The following is a 23,123-nucleotide window of genomic DNA, read 5'->3' on the forward strand; positions in this document are numbered from 1 at the left end:
AGTTCCTCAATCGGAGAATGACGACGGCTCCGGAGTCCTTCTACATGGATCAACTCATCGCGAGTCCGGTTCAGGCACACCGACAAAAGGCTGCCTTCACAACGTCATAGTCCAGCCGTCGCAAAGAGGTCCGAACGAACAACAAAAAACCAGGCCTGAAAATACTCAGAGCCCCCCGTGGCTCCCGGTCTTTCTCAAATGTATAAGGGCCACACGACGCCCGTCCGGCGCCAATCGCTCCTCGACCCCGTACGGTACAAACCCGAGCTGCGGATACAGCAGCAACCCCGCCGTATTCTCGTTGAAGCATGAAAGCTGCACCTCACATGCCCGATGACGTTCGAACGCCAACTCCACCATCGTCTGCACCAAAAACTTCGCGACCCCTTTTCCCCGAGCCTTGGGCGACACGATCACATTGCCGATCGCGCAAATGCCATCGCGCTCGAACCTGTAAAAGTTAGCAAAGCCCATCACAGAACCGTCCGCCTCAACCACCGTTGAGTCGGAACGTTGAGCAATCGAAGCCTGCAGTTGATCTGCCGTCAGCGGGTACTGCGCCTTCGGGAACATAAAAAACAGCTCTTGGGGATTTTGAGGAAAATCGCAAATCGTCAGGACATCTTCAGCGCTTACGGGGCGGTAGGTGAGGTGCATGGTCTGGATCCATCCAAATGTCGGGATGACAGATTACTTTTTGCAGAGGATGGATAAAAGTTTCCTTTTCAGCTTCACCACAGCTTAGGTCCGGCTTTTGCGACCAATGGTGCAAAGACTCGGCAAGTCCCGTTTTCCAGAGCGAAAACCGTCTATTCCGCCAGTCTTCGCCACTCGATCAGATGCGGATCATCGACAACCCAGTACATCACAAACAATTGCTTACAAATTAGAAATTCATTAAATCCGATCTTGTACTACCGAGTGTTAGTTTGTGCGCTTTATCGGGCCATGAGATGCCAAAGCCGTAATGATGCGCATCAAACTTCCTAGCGTTCGTGCCCTCGGTGCATACCTTTCACTCTCTTGCCTGTTTGCGGCTGCATGGTTCGTTAATCCTGCCAATACGCATTCCTCCTTTGCCCTGTTAAGTCCAGTGATGGCAGTGGCTGGCCAAGTCGCCAAGCCCATTTATACCAGCCGCTTCGCCTCGTCCGGGCTGGTGGATTTCGTGCATTCCTCGGCAGTGACCGCCCTGCCCGACGGCAGCCTGATGACGGTCTGGTTCGCCGGCTCCCGCGAAGGCGCAGCCGATGTGCAGGTGCGCTCTGCCCGGTTCGACTCGAAAACCGGCGAGTGGGGGGCAGAAAAGGTATTGGCGACGCGGGATTCGACCCAACAGGGCACGCGAAAATACATTCGCAAGCTGGGCAATCCGGTGGTTGCCCTCGCGCCGGATAATCGCCTGTGGCTGTTCTACGTGTCGGTGTCCATGGGTGGCTGGGCCGGCAGCGCGGTCAATGTGATGGTGTCAGATGACTTCGGTGAAAGCTGGTCCGCCCCGCGGCAGTTGATCACTTCACCCTTTCTGAACATCAGCACTCTGGTCCGGTCGGCACCGGTGTTTCATGCCGACGGTTCCATCGGCTTGCCGGTCTATCACGAGTTCCTGGGCAAGTTTGCCGAGTACCTCTACTTGAGCGCAGACGGCGATGTGATCGACAAATTCCGCATCAGCCACGGCAAAAACTCATTGCAACCCACGGTGGTTCCACTGGACGGCCAGCGCGGCATCGCCTTGCTGCGCTATGCCGGCGACACCCACCACCGTGTGCTGGCGTCCCGCACCGAGGACGCCGGTCAAACCTGGAGCGAGCCTTATCCGCTCGATCCCTCGAACCCGAACTCTTCGTTGGCCGCCGTCGCGACGCCCGAACACGGATTGCTGGTGGCGCTCAACGACCTGCAGGAGGGGCGCTTCAAGCTGAGCCTGTATGGCACCGACGCAAAAATGGACGATTGGCGCTCGTTGCGGGACCTGGACAAGTCCCCTGACCCCGAAGGTGCTCCGTTTTCGCCCGAGGCCTACAAGGAAATCATCGGCAAAGAGTTTCGCGGTTCCAGCGGCGCGCTTCGCCAACCGCTGGAGGCACAGTTCCTGGACAACCTCGACAACCGTGTCTGTAAAAGCCAAGGGTGTGAATTTGAATATGAATACCCGTACTTCATCCGCAGCCCCGACGGGATGTATCACTTGGTTTATTCCTGGAACAACACCTTCATCAAGCACGTCACCTTCAACGATGCCTGGCTCAACGAGCGTCGCAAATGATCAGTCTGTGGCAAGCCCATGTCAGCTTCGCAATGATCATCTTCCTGATGCTGCCTTCTTTCGGCTTGCACAGGAGCTGGCGGATCGCCCTGTTGGCCGCATTGCTGGCCGTCAGCTTCATAGCGTTGGACGGGTTATCGTTGGCCGCCTATTTGCGCAGCTACATTGATGACCTGGCGATCACCTCCATGGTGTTCATGGCGTGGGGCTGCTTGCGTCGGCTGGATGTCTTGCCACCTGCGCGGGGTAAAACCGGGGTATTGATCCTCTTCGCCGCGATGGCCGTGGTGCTGTACCCAGCAACCCTGGGCATGAGTGATCTGGACCCCTATCGGTTTGGCTACAGCCCGCGCGTCATGTTGATCTTCCTCGGCGTGCTGACCCTGGGCCTGTTTTACCTGCGCAACGGCCTGGCCGTCGTGATGCTGGCCAGCGCGACCCTGGCCTTCATTGCCGGGATCAAACCTTCGCAAAACTATTGGGATTACCTGGTTGATCCGCTGCTGGGCCTGTATTGCTGCGTGGCACTGCTGATGCTTGCCGTACGCTGGACGTATGGCCGGGCAACCAAGCGCCGCGGTGCAGCGTCCGGTTCCGTTTGAGATTTAACGACTTTATTAACAGGGGAACAGGGATGGGTTGGCTGCACTCGAGACGTTTACATTATTGGCTGGGCGCGACAGCGATTACGTTCGCGCTGTTTGCTGTGCTTCGTGTCATGTTCTTTTTCGGCTATTCCGGTTTCGACGCCAACGCCCTCATCGACAAAAATGACGTCATGGAAACCCTGGGGATCGGCTTTCGTTTCGATCTGCGCCTGGCCATCCTGGCGATGTTGCCGTTGGCGTTGCTGGCCTGGATTCCGCGCTGGAACCTGATCAACAGCCGCCTGCTTCGCCGGATCGCCCGCGTGTATCTGGTCGCTGCACTGAGCGTCCTGCTGCTGATTTACATCATCGACTTTGGCCATTACGCCTACCTGGGCGTGAGGATCAACGCCACCGTGCTGCGCTTCATCGAGGATGCGCAAATATCCCGTGACATGGTCTGGCAGACCTACCCGGTGATCTGGATTTCACTGGGCTGGCTGGCAACAGTCGCGCTGGTGACACTGGCCTTGGTGCGCCTGGAACGCGTGACGCTGGACCGCCCCCGCAAAGTCATACGCCGACTCTCTGCGGTGTTGGGTGGCGCGGTGATGGTCGTGGTGGTGCTGCTGGGCATTTTAGGTCGTGTCGAAAACATGAACCTTGAAAACCCGGTCCCGTTGCGCTGGAGCGATGCGTTCTTCTCGGGCAATAACCAGATCGCTGCGTTGGGCCTGAACCCGGTGTTGTTCCTCTACGACACGGTCAAGGTCGGCCAGTCGCGCTATGACGAAGCGCAAGTGCGCGAACACTACGCGGTGATGGCCAACTACCTGGGCGTGGACAAGCCCGACCCGCAAACCCTTGATTTCGTTCGTCACCAGGCGCCACAAACTTACAAAATACCGGGCTCCCGGCCGCCGAACGTGATGTTCGTCATGCTCGAATCGCTGGGCACCAGCGCCGTCGGGGCCTACGGCAACCCGATCAATCCGACGCCCAATATCGATCGTCTGGCCACGCAGAGCTGGTTTTTCGAGCACTTCTATGTGCCGGTGACGGGGACCGCAAAAACCGTCTGGGCCAGCATCAGCGGTGTGCCTGACGTCACCCGCCAGGAAACCGCGACGCGCAATCCGTTGATCACCAAGCAAAACACACTGATCAATGCGTTCACCGGTTACGAGAAGATCTACACCATCGGCGGCAACTCCGGCTGGGCCAACATGAATGCCTTGATCCGCCAAAGCATCGATGGCGTTCGCTTGTTCGAAGAGCGGGACTGGAAGTCCCCGGTGGTGGATGTCTGGGGGATTTCCGACCTGGACCTGTTCAAGGAAACCGACCAGATCCTGCAAGCACTGCCCAAGGACAAACCGTTCTTCGCCTATGTGCAGACGGCTGGCAACCATCGTCCCTTCACGATTCCCAAGACCAACGATGGCTTCGAGGTCAAGCACCCTACCCTGGCCGAAGTTCAGGCCGCAGGGTCGCGCAGTGTCGAGCAATACAACGCCGTGCGCTTGCTGGACTTCAATATCGGTCGCTTGATGGAAATCGCCAAGGCCGGCGGCTGGTACGACAACACCATTTTCGTGCTGTTTGGCGACCACAACACCCGCATCGCGCAGATTCCGTTCCTGGCACCGGCCTACGAGCAATTGGGCCTGGAAAGCAACGCGGTGCCGATGATCATCCACGCACCGGGTTTGCTCGGGACGCGCAAGGTCGAAGAAGCGGTCGGCCTGGTGGACTTGCTGCCCACGGTGGCGGGCATGGCCGGTCTTGAGTTCCGCAACAGTGGCATGGGCCGTGACATTCAGCAGCCCGCGCCTGAGGGTGAACGCGTGGTGCCGTTGGTGCTGCGTGAGGGAACATTCCCGCTGATTGCCGGCGTGACTCAACACTACATGGTGCAGATGGAGCATGACGGCAGCTCGCCAAGCCTCCATGACCTGGCCTCACCGACGCCGCTGGACAACGTCGCCGAACAAAACCCGGAAGAGTTCAAACGCCTGTCGCAACTGACCCGCGCCATGCACGAAACCTCAAGGTTGATGCTGTACCAAAACGTGCGCAAGTAACGGCTTTCCCGCGTCTATGCTGCAAATAGACGCGGGGCCTTCCCCCGCCCCCCCGTAAAAGACTCTGCCTATTACGCCCTAATACTCCCCCTATTAGCTGACTTCCCAACTGGGGTCTAACCTTATCCGAGCGTCGGCACCATAAGCCGGCCGGTCAAAACTGATAAGGAGATAGGAATGGGTCAGAAGCCTGACTAAACCTGCCGTAGGCCACCGTGCAGGCAACTCGATTGCCGCTGTTCAGAATTCCCGTGCGATCAAAAACAATCAGTTGATCAAACTGCTGGCCCTGCAGCCTGTGTCATTGGTTTCGCCCGTTGCTGTTTAACGCCCACGCCGGGCCGGATAGCCGGATGAATACGACCAAAGGTAGCTCACACATGGCAAACGAATCGAAATGCCCGTTCATTAGCGCCGCTGGCGGTGGCACGACAAACCGCGATTGGTGGCCGAACCAACTGAATCTGAAGATCCTCCATCAGCACTCCTCCCTGTCCGACCCCATGGACAAGGACTTCAATTACGCCGAAGCATTCAAGAGCCTGGACTTTGAAGCGGTCAAAAGCGACCTGACAGCGTTGATGACCGATTCCCAGGACTGGTGGCCGGCGGACTTCGGTCACTACGGGCCACTGTTCATTCGCATGGCCTGGCACTCCGCCGGTACGTACCGCACCGGTGACGGCCGTGGCGGCGCCGGTTCCGGCCAGCAACGCTTCGCGCCGCTCAACAGTTGGCCGGACAACGTCAGCCTCGACAAGGCACGTCGGCTGCTCTGGCCGATCAAGCAAAAATACGGCAACAAAATTTCCTGGGCCGACCTGATCGTCCTCACCGGCAACGTCGCACTGGAGTCCATGGGCTTCAAGACCTTCGGCTTTTCCGGCGGTCGTCCAGACGCTTGGGAACCGGATGAAGCCGTCTATTGGGGCTCGGAAAACAAGTGGCTGGGCGGCGACACCCGCTACGGCAAAAAAGACGAGCCCATGCAAGAACCCGGCGAAGGCCCACTTGTAGCTGAGCCAGGGGAAAACGAGGCTAGCCGCACTGAACAGGGGCGCAACCTGGAGAACCCGCTCGCTGCCGTGCAAATGGGCCTGATTTACGTCAACCCGGAAGGCCCGGAAGGCAACCCGGATCCGGTCGCTGCGGGCAAGGACATCCGCGAAACGTTCGGTCGCATGGCGATGAATGATGAAGAAACCGTGGCACTGATCGCCGGCGGCCACGCCTTCGGCAAGACCCACGGCGCCGGACCTGCCGACAATGTCGGCGCCGAGCCCGAAGCCGCTGGCCTCGAACAACAAGGCTTTGGCTGGAAGAACAGCTTCGGCACCGGTAAAGGACCGGACACCATCACCAGCGGCTTGGAAGTGACCTGGACCACCACGCCCACGAAATGGAGCAACAACTATCTGGAAAACCTGTTCGGCTTTGAGTGGGAACTGAGCAAAAGCCCGGCCGGTGCGAACCAGTGGATACCGAAAAACAACGCCGGTGCCGGCATCATTCCGGATGCTCACGACCCGTCCAAGCGGCGTAATCCGACCATGCTGACCACCGACCTGGCGCTGCGGTTCGACCCGATCTATGAACCGATTTCGCGGCGCTTCCTGGCCAATCCAGACCAGTTGGCCGACGCGTTCGCCCGCGCCTGGTTCAAGCTGATCCACCGTGACATGGGCCCCCTCTCCCGCTACCTCGGCCCGGAAATGCCGAGCGAAGAGCTGCTGTGGCAAGACCCGATTCCAGCGGTCGACCATGCCTTGGTCAACGACAGTGACGTCGCTGCGCTCAAGAGCAAAATCCTCGATTCTGGCCTGAGCGTCTCGCAGCTTGTATCAACGGCTTGGGCGGCGGCTTCGACCTTCCGGGGCTCCGACAAACGCGGCGGCGCCAACGGTGGGCGCCTGCGCCTGGCTCCACAGAAGTTCTGGCAGGCCAACCAGCCTGAGCAACTGGCGAGCGTGCTGGCGAAACTCGAGGGTATCCAAAGCGAGTTCAACAACAGCGGCAAGAAAATCTCGCTGGCTGACCTGATCGTGCTGGCCGGTAACGCCGGCGTCGAACAGGCGGCGAAAAATGCCGGTCAAACCGTGACGGTGCCTTTCTCACCTGGGCGGATGGATGCCTCCCAAGAGCAGACGGACGTGGAGTCTTTCGGCTTCCTCGAACCCATCGCCGATGGCTTCCGCAACTACCTCAAAGGCAAATACAGCGTCCCGGCCGAGCATCTGTTGATCGACAAGGCACAACTGCTGACACTCACCGCGCCAGAAATGACCGCGCTCATTGGCGGCATGCGTGTGTTGAACACCAACGTCGGACAAACCAGGCACGGTGTCTTCACCCAGCAACCGGAAGCGTTGACCAACGACTTCTTCAAAAACCTGCTGGACATGGGCGTGGAATGGAAACCGGTGTCGGAGGCTAATGAGGAGTTTGAAGGGCGCGATCGCAACACCGGCGAATTGAAATGGACCGGCACCCGCGTCGATCTCGTCTTCGGCTCGAATGCGCAGTTGCGAGCGTTGGCTGAAGTCTATGCAACCGCTGATGCGCAGGAGAAGTTCGTGAAAGACTTCGTCGCCGCGTGGGCCAAAGTGATGGACCTGGATCGCTTCGACCTCAGGTAACACCAGCGGTATCGCTGAAACTGCAACGCCTCCCACTGTGGAGGCGTTGTGCTTTTTGTGTCGATGCCCTTGCGGTCTGTCTCAACCCGTACAGGCGTACATTCCTACCGTCTTGCCGAGGGAATTTTTTAAACCGCACACAATCATTCGTTCATGAGTGACAGGAGAGGATCGCGAAAATGAGCGAGCGAATTTCGAGCTTCACCGATGAGCGTTATTGGGACGATAAAATCGCCACCAATGCCGAACAATTCCACGAAGCCGATCGGCTCGATATGGAAGCGTACAAACTGATTCAAGACGACCGAAGCCCCGAAGCATGGGCACGATTCACCGAGGCAAAGGCCAAGGCTGACGCGAAGCGGGCCGCTGCATTCCAGGACTGGGTGCGCCTGAAACGCATGATGACAAATGAGGTGAGCGATTGAGGATTCGATTGAAAGAACAGGAGGATTGTTCGCTTTCTTGATCGAAGTGGCGAGCAATCCCCTGATAGTTCATCCCATTTCGTTGATGTCGCCACGCCGAGCCATCCCGAAAAGATCACCCGCATTGTTCAGGATTTCAAAATCTTGATACTTGCGAAGGTTGATTCATCACGTGCCTGATCCAGCAAGCTCATCGGCCTTGCCAAGGGCAATGCCTGCGCAATCGATCTTGCTGTCACGAGGGGTTGCGATTCCGCCACCAAGCGCTCGTCGCTGGGTGGAATGCCGAAACACTCGCGATAGCACTTGGAAAAATGGGGTGTGGACACGAAGCCACAGACCACCGACAACTCTACGATGGAGATCGGCGTTTGCTTGAGCAACTGACGTGCGCGAATCAGGCGCAGTTTGAGGTAATACCGCGAAGGTGAAGAATGCAGGTATTTCTGAAACAACCGCTCAAGCTGGCGACGGGACAAGCCGACGTAATTCGCCAGTTCGTCCAGATCAATCGGCTCTTCCAGATTGGCCTCCATCAAGGCGACCACTTCCTGCAGCTTTGGTTGATGGGTACCGAGCATGTGCTTGAGGGGCACGCGTTGGTGATCCTGCTCGTTGCGGATTCGCTCGTAGACGAACATCTCGGAGATGGCCGCCGATAGCTCATGACCATGATCACGACTGATCAGGTGCAGCATCATGTCCATTGGCGCGGTTCCACCAGAGCTGGTGAAGCGATCTCGGTCGAGGGTGAATAAGCTGGAGCTGAGGTTCACTAGCGGAAAAGCTTCCTGCATGGCGGCCAGAAATTCCCAGTGCACACTGCAATCGAAGCCATCGAGCAGGCCCGCCTTGGCCAAGGCCCAACTACCAGTGCACACGCCTCCGATCCGCTTCGAACGTCGCGCCAGGGTTCGCAACCAGGTTACGTGCTCCCGGGTTACAGCGCCTTGAATGCCAATGCCACCGCAGACGATCACGGTATCAAGCATCGGTGCGTTAATGATCGAGGTGTCCGGAGTGATCGGCATGCCGTCGCTTGCCCAGACCTGCTCTCCCCCCGAACTCAGAGTATGCCAACGATAGAGCTCTTGACCGGTCAACTGATTGGCCATGCGTAGAGGCTCTACTGCTGACGCCAGGGAGATCAACGTGAATTGGTCCAGCAGCAAGAAACCGACAGTTTGGGGAGGAGCGGCCTTGAAGGTGTCGTATGCCATCGAAGATTATTCTCGCAGTGACGGTAATGGCCCGTGGCGCAGACGGCTTTTGCCGCCTCGCCACTGCTCGAGCACCTGATTACGCTGGAGAACGCTGCTATGCAGTTTCCGCCGACACCGCCCGCTGCGGCTGCCCATGGTGACGCGTGGTCACGAGGCCGATAAAGGAAATGGCTAACGCAAGACCGATGGTCGAAGAAACCTCCATACGGTGCTCGGGCGTCACCATCATCACCGCCAACGCGGCGCAGATGAACACGATGACCAACCAGGTGAGCCAGGGAAACAGCCACATCTTGAAGGTCAGCGTGACATTCTGCCGACGCAGAATCTTGCGCATGCGCAATTGCGACACGGCGATAACCAGATACACCAGCAAGGCGATGGCGCCGGAACTGGCGAGCAGGAACTGGAACAGTCCGGCAGGCATGAAATAGCTGAACAAGGTCACGCCGGCACCCAGTATGGTGCTGGCGATCACCGCAGCTCTCGGCACGCCCGCCGATGACGTCACCTTCAGCGGCTTCGGTGCATCACCGCGTTTGCCCAGCGAGAACAGCATGCGCGAGGAAATATAGATCGAGGAGTTCATGCAGCTGGCCACGGCAATCAAGACCACCACATCCACCAGTAACTTGGCGTGGGGAATGTTCATCAGTTCCAGCGCTCGCTGGTACGAGCCCACCGACGCCAGCAACGGATCGTTCCAGGGCACCACGGAAATGACCACGAAAATGGACAGCAGGTAGAACACCCCAATGCGCCAGATCACCGAACGTGTGGCTTTGGCGATGTTCTGCGCAGGATTGCTGGATTCGGCGGCGGCGATGGTCACCGCTTCTGTACCGATGAAGCTGAACATGATGGTGATGAACGCGCCTACGACCGCTGACAAGCCATTGGGCGCAAATCCACCATGCTCCTCCATGATTCGGCTCAACCCGCTGGCTTCGCGCTCGGGAATCCAACCCATCAACACCGCAAAACCAAGGCCGATAAAGCCGATGATCGCCACGACCTTGGCCATCGCAAACCAGAATTCGAACTCGCCGTATTTGGACACGCTGAACAGATTGGTCACGACCAACAGGATGATCGACAGCAAGGCAAACAACCAGGTATCGATCTGCGGGAACCATTGGTTCAATACATGCCCGGCCGCGAGCGCCTCGATGGGTATCACCAGCACCCAGAACCACCAATAGAGCCAGCCGATGGTGAAGCCTGCCCAACGCCCGATAGCCTGGTCGGCGTAGGTGGAAAACGACCCGGTGTCCGGGTTGGCAACCGCCATTTCGCCCAGCATGCGCATGACCAGAACGACCAAAAGGCCGGAAAACAGATAAGCCAGCAATACCGCCGGACCAGAGGCCGCAATGGCATGTCCGGAACCAACAAACAAACCTGCGCCGATAATCCCCGCGATAGAAAGCATAGTGACGTGACGCGGTTTGAAACCCTGCGCCAACTGACCGTTCGAAACTGTGGAGTTCGGGTTATTCATCGTTATTTTTTGTTCTCTGGTGATCGACGTTAGGGCGTACTGACTGAGGGTCAGGCGATCATCATTGCTTCCTGTTGCCGCTTCACGAACGCGGCGCACCTCAAACGCTCCTGAGTTTCTAGATCAGGCATCACGGCTGCACACGGCCATGAAGTGACGCGCCACCTTACGCGTCTTGCCTCCAGCGAAAATAGCCTGAGTGCGCCACTTGCGAGTCTGATTTCGACATGCCCAAGCGCGCATCCGCGGTGATGCAAGCGGGCAGATCATCCTGCGCGAAGGTCATCGCGATGGTTGGGCAACAGCGACCTGATTACGTCCCAGAGCCTTGGCTCGATACAGTGCTTTATCGGCATTGTTCATCAAGCTGTGCAGATCGTGAATACCGGCATCCGTCGACGCTACGCCGAGGCTGGCCGTTATGCAGTGAACAGGCTCGATCATCAATCCAGCAACAGTCTGGATGAGCTCTTCTGCAATCTTGACGGCGACCTCAATGGAGGTGTCCGGGAGCAGAATGGCGAATTCTTCCCCACCTAGCCGGCCGTGGATATCCGTGGCACGAAAGGATGAACTGATGACCACACCCATTTGGCGCAACACCTGATCTCCAACCTGATGGCCGTAGGTGTCGTTGATATGTTTGAAGTGATCCATGTCCAACATCACGGCGCACAACCCTGACCGGTTGATTTCACATTCGTTGTACAACTGCTGGGCATGCTCGAAAAAAGCTCGTCGACTCTTCAGGCCGGTCAACTCATCGGTTTGTGCTGCTCGGGTGGAAATGCTGTTCGCCTGTTCCATTTCTCGGGTTAGTCGAAAGGCGGTTTCCAGTGCTTCGGACATTTTTCGTGTCGCACGGGCAACAAATGATGCGAACACCAGCACCGAAAGTGCCATGCCGACTTGAATCGTGGACGGTTGAAACAGCAACCAGGCGGTGCACGGCAACAGAACCAACCCAATGGACACTAGTGTCATGTAGCGGTAGGCCGAGTAGCAGGAGACCGCGCTGACAGACATTCCGACGGTAAAAAGCATGACCAGCGCCTGCGACAAAAGATCGTCTGCTGGCATGACAACGAATGCGCCGCCTCCCCAGATACTGGCGGACAGCACGAGCGTGCTCCAGTACTTGCCTTCCCAGCGTTGAGGCGTACGTTCACTTTCGTCGCTGCGAAAATAGGCAACAAACATCGAGATGCGTAATAGCGTCGACCCGCTCAGTATGGCCAGCCACCAAAAAATAACGCTGTGTTCAAAACGATCCCAACACAGCCAGCACAGCATGATGGCAGCGAGGCAACTACCAAAAACCGCAGAAAATGATTGGCGAAACAGTTGATGCAATCGGTCAGTTCGCACCTGTTCGGCGATGAAAAACTCTTGGTCATTCCCAGAGCCTGGGCCATCCATGTGATCCACCTGATCATGACTCAGCCAAAAGAAACTATTGTGGCACCCTGCCACCAACGCGAACAACCCAATTACGCTCGTGGTCGCGAGCACGGCAGCGCACTCGCGATGAACGTAGCCTGATAGCAGCGGGGAACTTGTCTTCCGGCATTCCAGACTTAACCGCCAAATTGGGCTCAACACCTTCTTTTCCGACGCACAACCTGTTCTTGTGGAATTACTTCTTCATCTTTCACTCCTTGCTGCCGATGCCTCTAGCATAGGGCATAGGAGCAATACAAATGAGAAACAACCAACCGGTTACGCAGCGCGAGGTTGCCCTTGGACCTCAACAAAAACTCATCTCGACAACGGATGCACGGGGCGTCATCACATACTGCAACGACGCCTTCGTTGATATCAGCGGTTTCAACAAGTCCGACCTGATCGGCGCGCCTCAAAACATCGTTCGTCACCCTGATGTACCCTCCGCCATCTTTGCCCATATGTGGGGCGCGCTGAAGCAAGGCAAGCCGTGGATGGGCATCGTCAAGAATCGCTCCAGGAATGGCGACCACTACTGGGTCAACGCCTACGTCACGCCGATTTTCGAAGGGCGTGAGGTCGTTGGCTATGAATCGGTCAGGGTCAAGCCGACGGCCGAGCAGATCCGTCGCGCCGAAGCTCTCTATAAACGCATCAGCCTTGGAAAATCAGCCATCCCTGCTAGCGATCAATGGCAACCCGCCCTGCTCGCTTGGTTGCCTGTTGTCACGATCGGGTTGGTGGGGACGCTGGGTGGCATGTTCCTCGGCGCACCTGAGGCTTTCATTTTGGCCGTCGGGGTATCGATTCCGATCGGGTTGCTTGTGTCCCGCAGGCAAAACCGAGGGGCGCTGCATCTGCTGGAAATGGCTGAGGCCTCTACCTCCGACTCGTTACTGGCCAAAATGTACAGCGATGAACGCGGTGCTCAGGCACGCCTTGAAACGGCATTTGTCAGTCAGGCGTCCAGGCTCAAGACCTGCCTCACGCGGCTACAAGACACGGCAGAACAACTGACCAGTCTGGCGGGGAGATCCGATGGCCTCGCCGCCGATAGCTCTCGGGGACTGGACCGTCAACGGGTCGAGACCGAGCAGGTGTCGGCCGCAGTCAATCAAATGGCGGCCACCACGCAGGAGGTCGCCAGCCACGTCCAGCGTACTGCTGACGCCACTCAAGAGGCCAATGTGCTGACCGGACGTGGACGCGAAGTGGCCCGAGACACTCGAGAAGCCATTCAGCGCCTCTCCGTCGTGGTGGGCGAGACAGGGCTGACGGTGGCGCAGTTAGCCAAGGACAGCCATGAGATCGGGGCGGTGGTGGATGTCATCAAAGGCATTGCCGATCAGACTAACCTGCTCGCGCTCAACGCAGCCATCGAAGCCGCCCGCGCGGGCGACATGGGTCGAGGCTTCGCGGTAGTCGCGGATGAAGTGCGTCAGTTGGCCCAGCGCACGACTCAGTCCACGATCCAAATCCATAACCTGATTTCCAAGTTGCAGGTCTCATCCAGCAACGCGGTTAAAACCATGGAAAGCGGACATCGACAGGCCGAAGAAGGCGTGACGTGGGTGCTCGAGGCAGACAAGGCATTAGTCGGCATCAGTGAGGCCGTCGCGAACATCACGGACATGACTACTCAGATTGCCGCTGCGACTGAAGAGCAGACCGCCGTCGCCGAGGAGATCAGCCGCAATATCACGACCATTGCCAATCTGGCGGACCAAACATCTGAACAAGCCAGGCATTCGGCAGAGCTGAGCAAGGAGTTAACCCAGACCGCTAAAACCCAGTATTCATTGGTCGAGCGGTTTAACCGATAACCCATCAACTTTCGTAAAAAAGCCCGCGCCTGCGGGCTTTACATTTCAGGCGCCTGGGATGGCGGTCAAAAGGCTAAATGCCGGGTCAGTTGATCAACCGGCGGTGACGGTCATGCCGCCGTCGGCCATGACCACGGAGCCGACGATGAAGCTTGCGCGGTCCGAGGCGAGAAATGCCACAACTTCGGCGATTTCCTCTGGCTGTGCAGCACGACCGATGGGGGCGGCTTCACCGTGCCGGGCCAAGAAGCCAGGGCCGTCGTCAACCACGTCGTTGAGGATATTGGTCACCACGTCGCCGACACCGATGGCATTGACTCGAATGCCATGCTCAATCACCTCGAGCGCCAGCGTGCGGGTCAACTGGGCCAATGCGCCTTTGGAAGCGGTGTAAGCGGCAATGGTTGGGAATGCGAAATAGGATGCGTAAGAGGCGATGTTGACGATAGCTCCCGATTTGTTGGGCATCATCGCCTTGACCGCTTCGCGGCAATGCAGGAAGGCCGCGGTTGCGTTGACCGCCTGGATGCGCTCCCAGTCTGCGCGGGTCATGTCGATGACTAACTTATTGATGATGATCCCGGCGTTGTTGACCAGAATGTCCAGCCGGCCGAACTTCTCAACGGCCATACCGACTGCGCGCTTGGCGACGCCGTCTTCGGTGATGTCGGCTACCAGCGGCACTAACCCGGGGCGGGCGAGTTCTTCGACGCAGGGATTGCGGTCTTCAGCAATGACCTTGGCGCCACGCGCGTGCAGCAACAGTGCGATAGCCTTGCCGATGCCACTGGCGGCGCCGGTGACCAGCGCAACCTTGCCTTCGACTTCGTTGGGAATGCTGTGATTGATCTCAGTCATGGTGCTCTCCTGCCTTGCAAGCCGACGAGATATTCGGCGGCTCAGCGCCCGTGAGGCGCTGTCGTTATCGACGGCTTCACTGTCTCGCAATGGGCAGGGTTGGGCTTTCGCAGGCTTGCCGAAGCTGTCGGAGTTTTGCGCCAACGTTAAAGCCTCTGATGGAAGCGGAGGCTACGGTATTCTATCGACGCCAGCCCCCCATCTGAGGGTGTTTCGATGGAGCCTCCTGTGCACCAGCCCGAAAATGAAGTCCTGAAACCGAAGGATGCTCAGCGCATCACGGCCGAATCGATGCCGCATCATCTGCCGGGAACACCGCAGGTATATCCGCGGCTCCCGCAGATGCAGGATGTGATGGTGCAGTTGTTCAGCCATCACAGCACCGTCGAGCCGATACTGGTGCCCGCGGTGGTCGAGCCTCTGCTGGTATTGGTCCTGGCAGGAACGGCCAGGGTCGAGGAGCGCTCCCTCGGTGGGGAATGGAAAGCCGTCAATGTGCAGGCTGGCGACTTCTTTCTCACCAACACAAGCGAGCCTTACGAGATGCGTTGGCAGACTATGGGGTGCGACACCTTCGAAGTGATGCATCTGTATCTCGGCCTTCCACTGATCGATCGGGCTGTCCGTGATCTTCTGGGCGAGCACACCGATCCGGTGACCTTCCTCGAGATCTCCGGTGCCCAGGATGAGCGGGTAAATTTCATGCTTGATCAGTTGCGCTTCGAGCTAACCGAGGAGCGTACGCCCAGCCTGTTGTTCGTACACAGCCTGGCTCAGGCGCTGACCGTTCATCTGTTACGCCGTTATCTCGATCCGCAGAGCACTACCCGACGCAGCAACGCACTACAAGCCTACAAACTGCGCCGCGTCATCGATGCCATGAACGAGCGCCTGGCCGATGACTTCCGCCTTGCCCATTTGGCTCATATCGCCGATTTGAGCGAGTATCACTTCAGCAGGATGTTTAAACGTGCCACGGGGCTGTCACCATCGCAGTACTTCATCCGCCTGCGCATGAGTCGCGCCCGGCATCTACTGCTTGAGACCAATCGCAGCATTATTGATGTCGGATTGGAAGTCGGTTATTCCAGCCCCGGCCATTTCTCCCAGGTTTTTCGTCGGGAGGTGGGGGTCACGCCCAGCGCCTACCGCCAAGCGTGACATGCCCTACCGTTTCTGCGAGGCGCTCGCTCGAATCGAGTATCCCGCCTGCGCATGTAAGCCGCCCCGCCTGCTCAGCCCCTGCGCGATTAGTGGATCTTGAGGTTTGTCGCCAGAAAGTCCATGAAGGCTCTGACACGTGTGGGCAACTTTCCTCCCTGCCCTACGTAAACCGCATGCACTTCAGTCTTCGCGATGGGCATGAAGTCCTCTAAAACCGGGACAAGGCGCCCGTCCGCCAGATCGTGCTCGACCTGGCAAAACCCTACGCGCGCGAGGCCGAGCCCGAGGATTGCAAGTTCTCGTACTCCATTGCCGTCACTGGTCCGTGCATTGCCGGTAACGGACACCGGTGTTAACTGGCCGTCTGCGCTTGCGAAGCTCCACTCCATCATCGGTGGGCTGAAGGTGAACCCCAGACAGTTGTGGTCTACAAGCTCGGCTGGAGTTTTGGGTATGCCGCGTGCTGCAAGGTAGGCCGGCGATGCCACGATAAGACCTCTCGTCTCGCCCAAACGCCTGGCCACGAGATTGGAGCTTTTGAGCGGTCCGCTGCGGATGGCCACGTCAGCCCGTGCGCTGATCAGGTCGACGACTTCGTCGCTGAGGAAAACCTCCACCGATACTCCAGGGTGGTGCTGCAAGAACGTCTTCAATAGAGGCAGCAGAAACAGACGCCCGATATCGACATTGCAATTGACCCGCACTGTTCCCTGAGGTGCGGAGCTGGCTGCTGCCTCCTGCTCAGCCTCATCGACCGCCGCCAGGATAGTCAGGCTGCGCTCATAGAACGCGGCCCCTTCAGGCGTGAGCAACTGCCGCCTTGTTGAGCGATTGAGCAAACGCGTTCCCAAGCGGTTTTCCAGCCTTGAGACGAGCTTGCTGACCGCTGATGGGGTCATCGCACAGTTCTTGGCGGCAGCCGTGTAGCCGCCATCTTCAACGACCCTGACGAACACGTTCATTTCGGCGAAGCAGTTTATGTCCAACCGTCTCATATGAATTCAAGTCACAAGTTGTATGCCCCAGGACCGGCTATATCTGCCGCGTTGCCACTCATACTCTAATCCAGAGCCTGAAAGGCGGACGTGAAATTCAGCAAACGACATGCCACCACTTGGATACCAAGTTTGGAGGGTGAGATGAATAGCGAGATAAAACTGGTCCTGATTCACGGTGCTCAGGATGAAGAAGGACTGAACACTGCACTGCTGAAATGGGTTTCTGATGTTTTAGCGCAACGTGCTGAGTTCGCGCCTTGGTATATGGAACCTGCCAACCTCATAGCCAAGCCAGACAATAAGGCCGTGATGCAGCGACAGGAAAGTCTTCGCCATTTGGCCGAGGCTGATGCATTCCTGATCATTACATCGGAACTGACCAATGTTTATCACTCCGAGCTGAAGGCATTCATTGAGCAGGTTTCGATTCGCTGGCACGCAAAACCGGTGGCATTCGTCGGCTACGGCGGGGCGTCGGGTGGACGTTACGCGATTGATCAGCTTCGCCATGCACTGGCCGAGCAACACGCGGTACCCATCTGCAATTTCGTGTCCTTCCCTAATCCTTGGGCGCTAATCGATGAGGCCGGGGTTATACGTCAGCCTGATCAAGCCAGGCTTCCAATGGCTCGAATGCTGGTACAGCTGAACTGGTGGGCGAGAGCCCTGAAGGCTGCGCGACAACAGATGCCCTATGAACGGGTGAGCTAAGGCTCAGTGCAAAGGCGTGCCGCAGAAATAGGCAAAAGTTACGGAGTATTCGACTAACGGAAAGTTGTTGCCTGTCCTTAACCTTCTTTCCAGACCCGCTTCCTGGGCAAACAGAAGAGGAAACCAATCATGTTGAACATCAAAGACAAAGTCATCGCAATCACCGGCGCAAGCAGCGGTATCGGTGAGGCTACCGCGCGACTGCTGGCTAGCCAAGGCGCGAAAGTAGTGCTCGGCGCCCGTCGTACTGACCGACTTGAAAGGATTGCTGGCGATATCAATGCCTCCTCCGGCAGCGCTGAATTCCGTGCTCTGGACGTCACGGACCGAAAGGATGTCCAAGACTTCATCGACTTCGCCGTTACCCGGTTCGGTCGTGTTGATGTGCTGGTGAATAACGCTGGCGTGATGCCTCTTTCCAAACTTGAGGCACTCAAGGTGGATGAGTGGGACCGTATGATTGACGTAAACATTCGCGGAGTTCTGCATGGTATCGCAGCCACGTTGCCGCTGATGCAGCGTCAACGGGCTGGGCAGATCATCAATATTGCCTCTATTGGTGCCTATGCGGTGAGTCCGACTGCGGCCGTTTACTGCGCCACCAAGTACGCTGTCCGGGCCATCTCCGAAGGCCTTCGTCAAGAGGTTGGAGGCGATATTCGGGTTACCGTCATCGCTCCTGGTGTTACTGAGTCCGAGCTGGCCGAGAGCATCTCTGATGAGGGCGGTCGCGCCGAGATGAAAGAGTTTCGCAAGATCGCGATTTCGGCCGACGCCATCGCACGAGCGATTGCCTATGCCGTGGAACAACCTGCGGACGTGGATGTAAGCGAGCTGATCGTTCGGCCCACGGCGAGCCCATTCTGACGGAGTGCGCAATGGCGGCGCGGGCATACCTGCTGGCCTTTTTGTACTCGGAATGTAAGCCCCGCGTGCCCTGCCTCACCCTGATGCGACGAGACATCGAGGGATCGCGGGCACAAGATTGCGCGAGGCCAACATTCAGGCACACGTTCAAAACGTTGTGCGTTTTCACACAACCTGAACCATCGCCAGATTCACCCGCTTCAGACTCGAGCAGGTGACACGATGATTTTCACGTTGTGCTCCTTGTTGTTGACCAGCTCCTCGAAGCCCTGCCCCACAATCTGTTCCAACTGAATGCGCCCGGTCACCAGGGGTGTGATGTCCAGCCGGCCGTCAGCGATAAATGCAATCACATCAGCGAACTCACCGTTATAGGCCAGCGCGCCCAGCACTTGTTTTTCAGTAGCCACCAACTCGAAGAAGTTGAACTCGCTGGGCTCCTCAAAGATCCCCACCAGTACGCACTTGCCGGCCTTGCGGATTAGATCGATCGCCAGTTTGGCCGTGTGTTTATTACCGATGCATTCGAAGCTGACATCTGCCCCGAGCCCACCCGTCAGGCGCCGTACCTCAGCCAAGACATCGCACTCATTGGGATCGAGCACGTGGTTCGCTCCCACTTCCAGGGCCTTGGCCTTGCGTGCTGCAGACATTTCCAGAGCGATCACCTGAGCCGCACCGGCAGCCTTGGCGCACATGATGGTGCACAGGCCAATGGTGCCTGCACCGACCACCACCACATTCTGCTCGAGCAGGCTCCCGGCTTTTTTCACCGCATGCATGCCCACCGCCAGCGGCTCGATCAGTGCCCCGGCTTCGGCAGGAAAGTTTGCCGGCAATTTGTACAGCAGATTGGCCGGCACGTTGACCAGTTCGGCGAAGGCGCCATTGTTCATCAGCCCGGTGAAGGCCAGGTTCTCGCAGATGTTGTACAGCCCATGGGTGCAGTAGTAGCAGGTGCCGCAATGTTGGCAGGCATCGGCCGCCACCGGTTCGCCGACAGTGAAACCCTGGACATCGGCGCCGAGTTCGACGATCTCACCGCAAAACTCATGTCCGAGAATGCACTGGCCCTTGATCCCGGTCAGCGGGTGCGGCGCGTCGACCGGTATGAACACCGGCCCGGCCACGTACTCATGCAAATCGGAACCACAAATTCCGCACCATTGCACACGGATTTGCACCCAGCCGGCGGGCGGTGCTATTGGCAGCGGAACGTCTTCGACGCGGATATCGTTGCGGCCATGCCAGACCGCGGCGCGCATGGTTCGTACCGGATTAATTGAAAGACTCATAGCAAAATCTCCTTGAATTCGTTGGTCCTGGCACCCCGTGAGAGGCTGCCAGGAGAAGGCGTCAGTGCTGTTGCACAAAGTCCAGGATCAATCGGTTGACCTGCTCGGCCGCTTCCATCTGCACCATGTGCGCCTGACCTGGCAGGACCTCGACCTGGGCCTTCAGCCCGGCGCTGTGGTTCATCGGAATAATTGCATCGTCACTGCCCCAGATCAGCAATACCGGCTGCTGGCCTTCTTGCACCACATGGCGCAGATCCAGTTGTTGCCTGCCCTCGGTAAACAGGCCCGAAACCAGCATTCTCAATGCCGCGTCCACCCCTTCCAGGCGCTTGTACTTGAGCATGTCTTCGAGCATCTGCCGGTTGACCAGCTCGGGGTTGGAGAACAGTTGCACCAACTGTGGCTTGAGGGCATTGCGGTTGCTAGCCTCGACAAAGCCTTGCAGGTAATCACCGTTGATGTCCTCGCCCAGACCGGCGCTGCCGATCAAGGTCAGGGACCGTACCCGCTGCGGGGCCAGACGCGCAGTGTTCAGCGACACCGCGCCGCCCATGGAGTGACCCACCAGATGCGCTGCGGGAATCTCCAGGTGATCGAGCAATGCCAGCACCACGCCGCTCAGCTCATCCAGGTCTCCGCGCGCCAGCTGTTTGGTCGACTCGCCATGGCCCGGCAGGTCCAGCGCAATCACCCGGTGGCCGGCGGCTAATGCTTCGTGATTGAACATCCAGTTGTTCAGGTCACCGCCAAAGCCATGTACCAGCACCAACGGCAACCCACCTTCGCCGCGCTCGAAGTAACGGATCAATCGCCCGTCCAGCTCGACCTTTTGCGGTTTCGGCCCGCTGTCTTCTTCGGCACCGTCACCGGGTACGAACGCGGCTTGAAACTGCTCGACCACCGCATCGATCTCCGCCTCGCTGGCTTCGCCGTCGACCACGATGCCGAGCAACGCACCCACCGCGAGGGTTTCATCCTGGCGGGCGATCTGCCGGCGCAGCACCCCGGAAAACGGTGCCTCGACACTGCTGGAAATTTTGTCGGTTTCGACGTCCAGCACTTCGTCACCCTTGGCGATAACCTGGCCCTCCTCCTTGAGCCAGACATCGACCCGTCCCTCGGTCATGGACAGGCCCCACTTGGGCATGGTCAGGGTATGGAGCTGGCTCATGAACGCTTGCTCCACTCAATCAGCTTGAGCACGGCGCTTTCGATCTTCGCCGCGTCGGGAATATAGAGGTCCTCCAAGGCATCAGAGAACGGCACCGGCGTGTGCGGCGCGGTTACCATCTCGATCGGCGCCTTGAGCGAGGCGAAGGCTTTTTGCGCCACCAGGGCCGAGATGTCCGTGGCCATGGAACAGCGCGGGTTGGCTTCGTCGATCACCACCAGGCGCCCGGTCTTTTCCACGCTTTCGAGAATGCTGTCTTCGTCCAATGGGCTGGTGGTGCGCAGGTCGATCACCTCGCAGTCGATGCCGCGTGCGGCCAGATTGCGCGCGGCGTCCATCGCCGTGTTGACGGTGCGGCCATAGGAGACCAGCGTCACGTCCTTGCCATCACGCAAAAAGTTGGCTTCGCCGAAGGGAATGGTATAGAGCTCTTCCGGTACTTCACCCTGCATGCTGTAGAGCATTTTGTGTTCACAGAAGATCACCGGGTCATTGTCGCGGATGGCCTGGATCAACAGGCCTTTGGCGTCATAAGGCGACGACGGGCAAACCACTTTCAGCCCCGGAATGTGGGTCCACAACGAGGTCAGCATCTGCGAGTGCTGGGCGGCGGCCCGCAACCCGGCGCCGACCATCGTGCGGATCACCAGTGGCGTGGAGGCCTTGCCACCGAACATGTAGCGAAACTTGGCCGCCTGATTGAGGATCTGGTCCAGACAGCAACCGGCGAAGTCGACGAACATCAACTCACACACCGGGCGCACACCACAGGTCGCGGCGCCCACCGCAGCACCGACATAGCCCAATTCCGACAATGGTGTGTCCAGCACTCGCCCAGGGAATTGGTGATAGAGGCCCTTGGTCACGCCCAGCACCCCGCCCCAGGCGTCGTTTTCACCGGGGGCACCGGCACCGCCGGCGACGTCCTCACCCATGATGAACACGCTGGGGTCGCGGCGCATTTCCTGGGCCAGCGCTTCGTTGATTGCCTGCTGATAACTGATTTTTCTCGCCATGATGAAGGTCTCGATTCTTGTTATAGGGGGCGTGTTCAGGGATAGGAAACGTAGACGTCGGAGAGCAGATCGGCCGCGCTCGGTTTGGGGTCGGACTTGGCCTTGCGCACGGCGTTCTCGATCAGCAGGTCGACCTCGCTGTCGATCTGGTCCAACTGGCTGGCCTGCACCCGCCCGGCACGGAGAGTGCGCTCGCGAAACTGCATCAGGCAGTCGTTGTGCTCACGGAAATGCTTGACCTCGTCCGGCGCCCGATAGGTCTGGGCGTCGCCCTCAAAGTGACCGTAATAGCGAGTCAGCTTGACCTCGATCAGTGACGGCCCCTCCCCGGCCCGGGCTCGCTCCACGGCGGCACCGGCGGCTTCGTGAACGGCGAAGAAGTCGAAGCCGTCCACCGTGACCCCGGGCATGCCGAAACCGGCAGCGCGGTCGGCGATGTGATCGCAGGCCACCGACCAGTTGGAGGCCGTGGCTTCGGCATAACCGTTGTTCTCGGCAATGAACAGGCACGGCAGATTCCACACCGAGGCCATGTTCATCGCTTCGAAGACCGCCCCTTCGTTGGAGCCGCCGTCACCGAAAAACACCACCGCAACGCTGTCAGTCCCCTTCAGTTTGGCGGCCAGGGCCGCGCCTACGATCAGCGGCGCACCGGCCCCCACTATGCCGTTGGCACCGAGCATGCCCTTCTCGAAATCGGCGATGTGCATGGAGCCACCCTTGCCTTGGCAGACCCCGGTTTTCTTGCCGTAAATCTCGGCCATCATCCCGTACACATCGACGCCTTTGGCGATGCAGTGGCCGTGACCACGGTGGTTGGAGGCAATGCAATCGTCATCACCCAAGTGGGCCATGACCCCGGCGGCTGAAGCTTCTTCGCCGGCATACAGATGGACGAAACCGGGAATCTCGCCGGTAGCGAATTCCACGTGCAAGCGTTCTTCAAAAACGCGGATGGTGCGCATCACCTGGTAGGCATGCAGCAATTGATCAGCGGTCAGCTGTGTCGACATTTTTATTCTCCAGGGTGTCTTGAGGCTCAAGTT

At 58.3% G+C, this 23,123-nt stretch carries 19 protein-coding genes and 1 pseudogene; 10 read left to right on the plus strand and 10 right to left on the minus strand.

Annotated elements, in window-relative coordinates; translation table 11 throughout:
• Positions 1–165 precede the first annotated feature (165 nt).
• A complete protein-coding gene (locus tag ACQ4OB_RS02705) occupies positions 166–657 on the minus strand; it encodes a GNAT family N-acetyltransferase (RefSeq protein ID WP_430955073.1) in 492 nt (163 codons plus the stop codon).
• A gap of 313 nt (positions 658–970) precedes the next feature.
• On the opposite strand from ACQ4OB_RS02705, the gene ACQ4OB_RS02710 reads away from it, so the two are divergent.
• The 5 genes from ACQ4OB_RS02710 (at position 971) to ACQ4OB_RS02730 (ending at position 8,004) form a co-directional block, all read left to right on the plus strand.
• Positions 971–2,269, plus strand: coding sequence for a sialidase family protein (locus ACQ4OB_RS02710; RefSeq protein WP_430955074.1), 1,299 nt, complete (start codon positions 971–973; stop codon positions 2,267–2,269).
• Positions 2,266–2,871 (plus strand): hypothetical protein, encoded by a 606-nt coding sequence (locus ACQ4OB_RS02715; protein WP_074877231.1) that lies wholly within the window; start codon positions 2,266–2,268, stop codon positions 2,869–2,871. The genes ACQ4OB_RS02710 and ACQ4OB_RS02715 overlap by 4 nt, the downstream gene beginning before the upstream one ends.
• A 32-nt stretch (positions 2,872–2,903) precedes the next feature.
• Complete coding sequence (locus tag ACQ4OB_RS02720) at positions 2,904–4,940, plus strand: LTA synthase family protein (protein ID WP_430955075.1); 2,037 nt, start codon at positions 2,904–2,906, stop codon at positions 4,938–4,940.
• Between the two features lie 380 nt (positions 4,941–5,320).
• A complete protein-coding gene (katG, locus tag ACQ4OB_RS02725) occupies positions 5,321–7,576 on the plus strand; it encodes a catalase/peroxidase HPI (RefSeq protein ID WP_074877234.1) in 2,256 nt (751 codons plus the stop codon).
• Positions 7,577–7,755: 179 nt separating this feature from the next.
• Entirely contained in the window at positions 7,756–8,004 is a 249-nt protein-coding gene (locus ACQ4OB_RS02730; protein ID WP_076030907.1) for a hypothetical protein, read from the plus strand.
• A gap of 128 nt (positions 8,005–8,132) precedes the next feature.
• On the opposite strand, the gene ACQ4OB_RS02735 is transcribed toward ACQ4OB_RS02730, so the two are convergent.
• The 3 genes from ACQ4OB_RS02735 to ACQ4OB_RS02745 form a co-directional block, all read right to left on the minus strand.
• On the minus strand, positions 8,133–9,224 hold the full coding sequence (locus tag ACQ4OB_RS02735; RefSeq protein WP_430955076.1) for a GlxA family transcriptional regulator: 1,092 nt from the start codon (positions 9,222–9,224) through the stop codon (positions 8,133–8,135).
• Positions 9,225–9,321: 97 nt separating this feature from the next.
• On the minus strand, positions 9,322–10,728 hold the full coding sequence (gene gabP, locus ACQ4OB_RS02740; protein WP_430955077.1) for a GABA permease: 1,407 nt from the start codon (positions 10,726–10,728) through the stop codon (positions 9,322–9,324).
• Between the two features lie 282 nt (positions 10,729–11,010).
• Complete coding sequence (locus ACQ4OB_RS02745; RefSeq protein WP_430955078.1) at positions 11,011–12,147, minus strand: diguanylate cyclase; 1,137 nt, start codon at positions 12,145–12,147, stop codon at positions 11,011–11,013.
• 281 nt (positions 12,148–12,428) lie between these two features.
• On the opposite strand from ACQ4OB_RS02745, the pseudogene ACQ4OB_RS02750 reads away from it, so the two are divergent.
• Both ACQ4OB_RS02750 and ACQ4OB_RS02755 read left to right on the plus strand, forming a co-directional pair.
• A pseudogene (locus ACQ4OB_RS02750) lies at positions 12,429–12,695 on the plus strand (PAS domain-containing protein); the annotation flags it as partial.
• A gap of 234 nt (positions 12,696–12,929) precedes the next feature.
• Positions 12,930–13,994, plus strand: coding sequence for a methyl-accepting chemotaxis protein (locus ACQ4OB_RS02755; protein WP_418329261.1), 1,065 nt, complete (start codon positions 12,930–12,932; stop codon positions 13,992–13,994).
• A 93-nt stretch (positions 13,995–14,087) separates the two neighbouring features.
• Here ACQ4OB_RS02755 and ACQ4OB_RS02760 read toward each other — a convergent pair whose 3' ends face one another.
• Positions 14,088–14,852 carry an SDR family NAD(P)-dependent oxidoreductase gene (locus tag ACQ4OB_RS02760; protein ID WP_430955079.1) on the minus strand — a complete coding sequence of 255 codons (765 nt, stop codon included), beginning with the start codon at positions 14,850–14,852 and terminating at the stop codon, positions 14,088–14,090.
• A gap of 216 nt (positions 14,853–15,068) precedes the next feature.
• Here ACQ4OB_RS02760 and ACQ4OB_RS02765 point away from each other — a divergent pair, with 216 nt between their 5' ends.
• A complete protein-coding gene (locus tag ACQ4OB_RS02765) occupies positions 15,069–16,013 on the plus strand; it encodes a helix-turn-helix domain-containing protein (RefSeq protein ID WP_102614461.1) in 945 nt (314 codons plus the stop codon).
• Between the two features lie 89 nt (positions 16,014–16,102).
• Here the strand turns inward: ACQ4OB_RS02765 and ACQ4OB_RS02770 are convergent, their stop codons facing one another.
• Positions 16,103–17,011: a LysR family transcriptional regulator gene (locus ACQ4OB_RS02770; protein WP_430955080.1), complete on the minus strand. Its 909-nt coding sequence runs from the start codon at positions 17,009–17,011 to the stop codon at positions 16,103–16,105.
• A 144-nt stretch (positions 17,012–17,155) separates the two neighbouring features.
• Between ACQ4OB_RS02770 and ACQ4OB_RS02775 the strand changes: the two genes are divergently transcribed.
• Positions 17,156–17,725, plus strand: a complete 570-nt coding sequence (locus ACQ4OB_RS02775) for an NADPH-dependent FMN reductase (protein ID WP_430955081.1) — start codon at positions 17,156–17,158, stop codon at positions 17,723–17,725.
• A 129-nt stretch (positions 17,726–17,854) separates the two neighbouring features.
• On the plus strand, positions 17,855–18,592 hold the full coding sequence (locus ACQ4OB_RS02780; RefSeq protein WP_102614463.1) for an SDR family oxidoreductase: 738 nt from the start codon (positions 17,855–17,857) through the stop codon (positions 18,590–18,592).
• Between the two features lie 200 nt (positions 18,593–18,792).
• On the opposite strand, the gene ACQ4OB_RS02785 is transcribed toward ACQ4OB_RS02780, so the two are convergent.
• From ACQ4OB_RS02785 to ACQ4OB_RS02800, 4 genes are all read right to left on the minus strand, one after another.
• Entirely contained in the window at positions 18,793–19,857 is a 1,065-nt protein-coding gene (locus ACQ4OB_RS02785) for a 2,3-butanediol dehydrogenase (protein WP_430955186.1), read from the minus strand.
• 91 nt (positions 19,858–19,948) lie between these two features.
• Positions 19,949–21,061 (minus strand): acetoin dehydrogenase dihydrolipoyllysine-residue acetyltransferase subunit, encoded by a 1,113-nt coding sequence (locus tag ACQ4OB_RS02790; RefSeq protein WP_430955082.1) that lies wholly within the window; start codon positions 21,059–21,061, stop codon positions 19,949–19,951.
• Positions 21,058–22,077 carry an alpha-ketoacid dehydrogenase subunit beta gene (locus tag ACQ4OB_RS02795; protein WP_054597393.1) on the minus strand — a complete coding sequence of 340 codons (1,020 nt, stop codon included), beginning with the start codon at positions 22,075–22,077 and terminating at the stop codon, positions 21,058–21,060. The genes ACQ4OB_RS02790 and ACQ4OB_RS02795 overlap by 4 nt, the downstream gene beginning before the upstream one ends.
• 35 nt (positions 22,078–22,112) lie before the next feature.
• Positions 22,113–23,090: a thiamine pyrophosphate-dependent dehydrogenase E1 component subunit alpha gene (locus ACQ4OB_RS02800; RefSeq protein ID WP_008153706.1), complete on the minus strand. Its 978-nt coding sequence runs from the start codon at positions 23,088–23,090 to the stop codon at positions 22,113–22,115.
• Between the last annotated feature and the right edge of the window lie 33 nt (positions 23,091–23,123).

Source organism: Pseudomonas sp. ES4 (assembly GCF_050586665.1).
In the GTDB taxonomy this organism is placed as follows: Bacteria; Pseudomonadota; Gammaproteobacteria; order Pseudomonadales; family Pseudomonadaceae; genus Aquipseudomonas; species Aquipseudomonas frederiksbergensis.

Excerpts from the sequence above, each read along its gene's own strand:
- ACQ4OB_RS02705 (WP_430955073.1), bottom strand. The coding sequence starts at position 657 with ATGCACCTCACCTACCGCCCCGTAAGCGCTGAAGATGTCCTGACGATT.
- ACQ4OB_RS02710 (WP_430955074.1), top strand. The coding sequence starts at position 971 with ATGCGCATCAAACTTCCTAGCGTTCGTGCCCTCGGTGCATACCTTTCA.
- ACQ4OB_RS02715 (WP_074877231.1), top strand. The coding sequence starts at position 2,266 with ATGATCAGTCTGTGGCAAGCCCATGTCAGCTTCGCAATGATCATCTTC.
- ACQ4OB_RS02720 (WP_430955075.1), top strand. The coding sequence starts at position 2,904 with ATGGGTTGGCTGCACTCGAGACGTTTACATTATTGGCTGGGCGCGACA.
- katG (WP_074877234.1), top strand. The coding sequence starts at position 5,321 with ATGGCAAACGAATCGAAATGCCCGTTCATTAGCGCCGCTGGCGGTGGC.
- ACQ4OB_RS02730 (WP_076030907.1), top strand. The coding sequence starts at position 7,756 with ATGAGCGAGCGAATTTCGAGCTTCACCGATGAGCGTTATTGGGACGAT.
- ACQ4OB_RS02735 (WP_430955076.1), bottom strand. The coding sequence starts at position 9,224 with ATGGCATACGACACCTTCAAGGCCGCTCCTCCCCAAACTGTCGGTTTC.
- gabP (WP_430955077.1), bottom strand. The coding sequence starts at position 10,728 with ATGAATAACCCGAACTCCACAGTTTCGAACGGTCAGTTGGCGCAGGGT.
- ACQ4OB_RS02745 (WP_430955078.1), bottom strand. The coding sequence starts at position 12,147 with ATGGATGGCCCAGGCTCTGGGAATGACCAAGAGTTTTTCATCGCCGAA.
- ACQ4OB_RS02755 (WP_418329261.1), top strand. The coding sequence starts at position 12,930 with ATGTTCCTCGGCGCACCTGAGGCTTTCATTTTGGCCGTCGGGGTATCG.
- ACQ4OB_RS02760 (WP_430955079.1), bottom strand. The coding sequence starts at position 14,852 with ATGACTGAGATCAATCACAGCATTCCCAACGAAGTCGAAGGCAAGGTT.
- ACQ4OB_RS02765 (WP_102614461.1), top strand. The coding sequence starts at position 15,069 with ATGGAGCCTCCTGTGCACCAGCCCGAAAATGAAGTCCTGAAACCGAAG.
- ACQ4OB_RS02770 (WP_430955080.1), bottom strand. The coding sequence starts at position 17,011 with ATGAGACGGTTGGACATAAACTGCTTCGCCGAAATGAACGTGTTCGTC.
- ACQ4OB_RS02775 (WP_430955081.1), top strand. The coding sequence starts at position 17,156 with ATGAATAGCGAGATAAAACTGGTCCTGATTCACGGTGCTCAGGATGAA.
- ACQ4OB_RS02780 (WP_102614463.1), top strand. The coding sequence starts at position 17,855 with ATGTTGAACATCAAAGACAAAGTCATCGCAATCACCGGCGCAAGCAGC.
- ACQ4OB_RS02785 (WP_430955186.1), bottom strand. The coding sequence starts at position 19,857 with ATGCGCGCCGCGGTCTGGCATGGCCGCAACGATATCCGCGTCGAAGAC.
- ACQ4OB_RS02790 (WP_430955082.1), bottom strand. The coding sequence starts at position 21,061 with ATGAGCCAGCTCCATACCCTGACCATGCCCAAGTGGGGCCTGTCCATG.
- ACQ4OB_RS02795 (WP_054597393.1), bottom strand. The coding sequence starts at position 22,077 with ATGGCGAGAAAAATCAGTTATCAGCAGGCAATCAACGAAGCGCTGGCC.
- ACQ4OB_RS02800 (WP_008153706.1), bottom strand. The coding sequence starts at position 23,090 with ATGTCGACACAGCTGACCGCTGATCAATTGCTGCATGCCTACCAGGTG.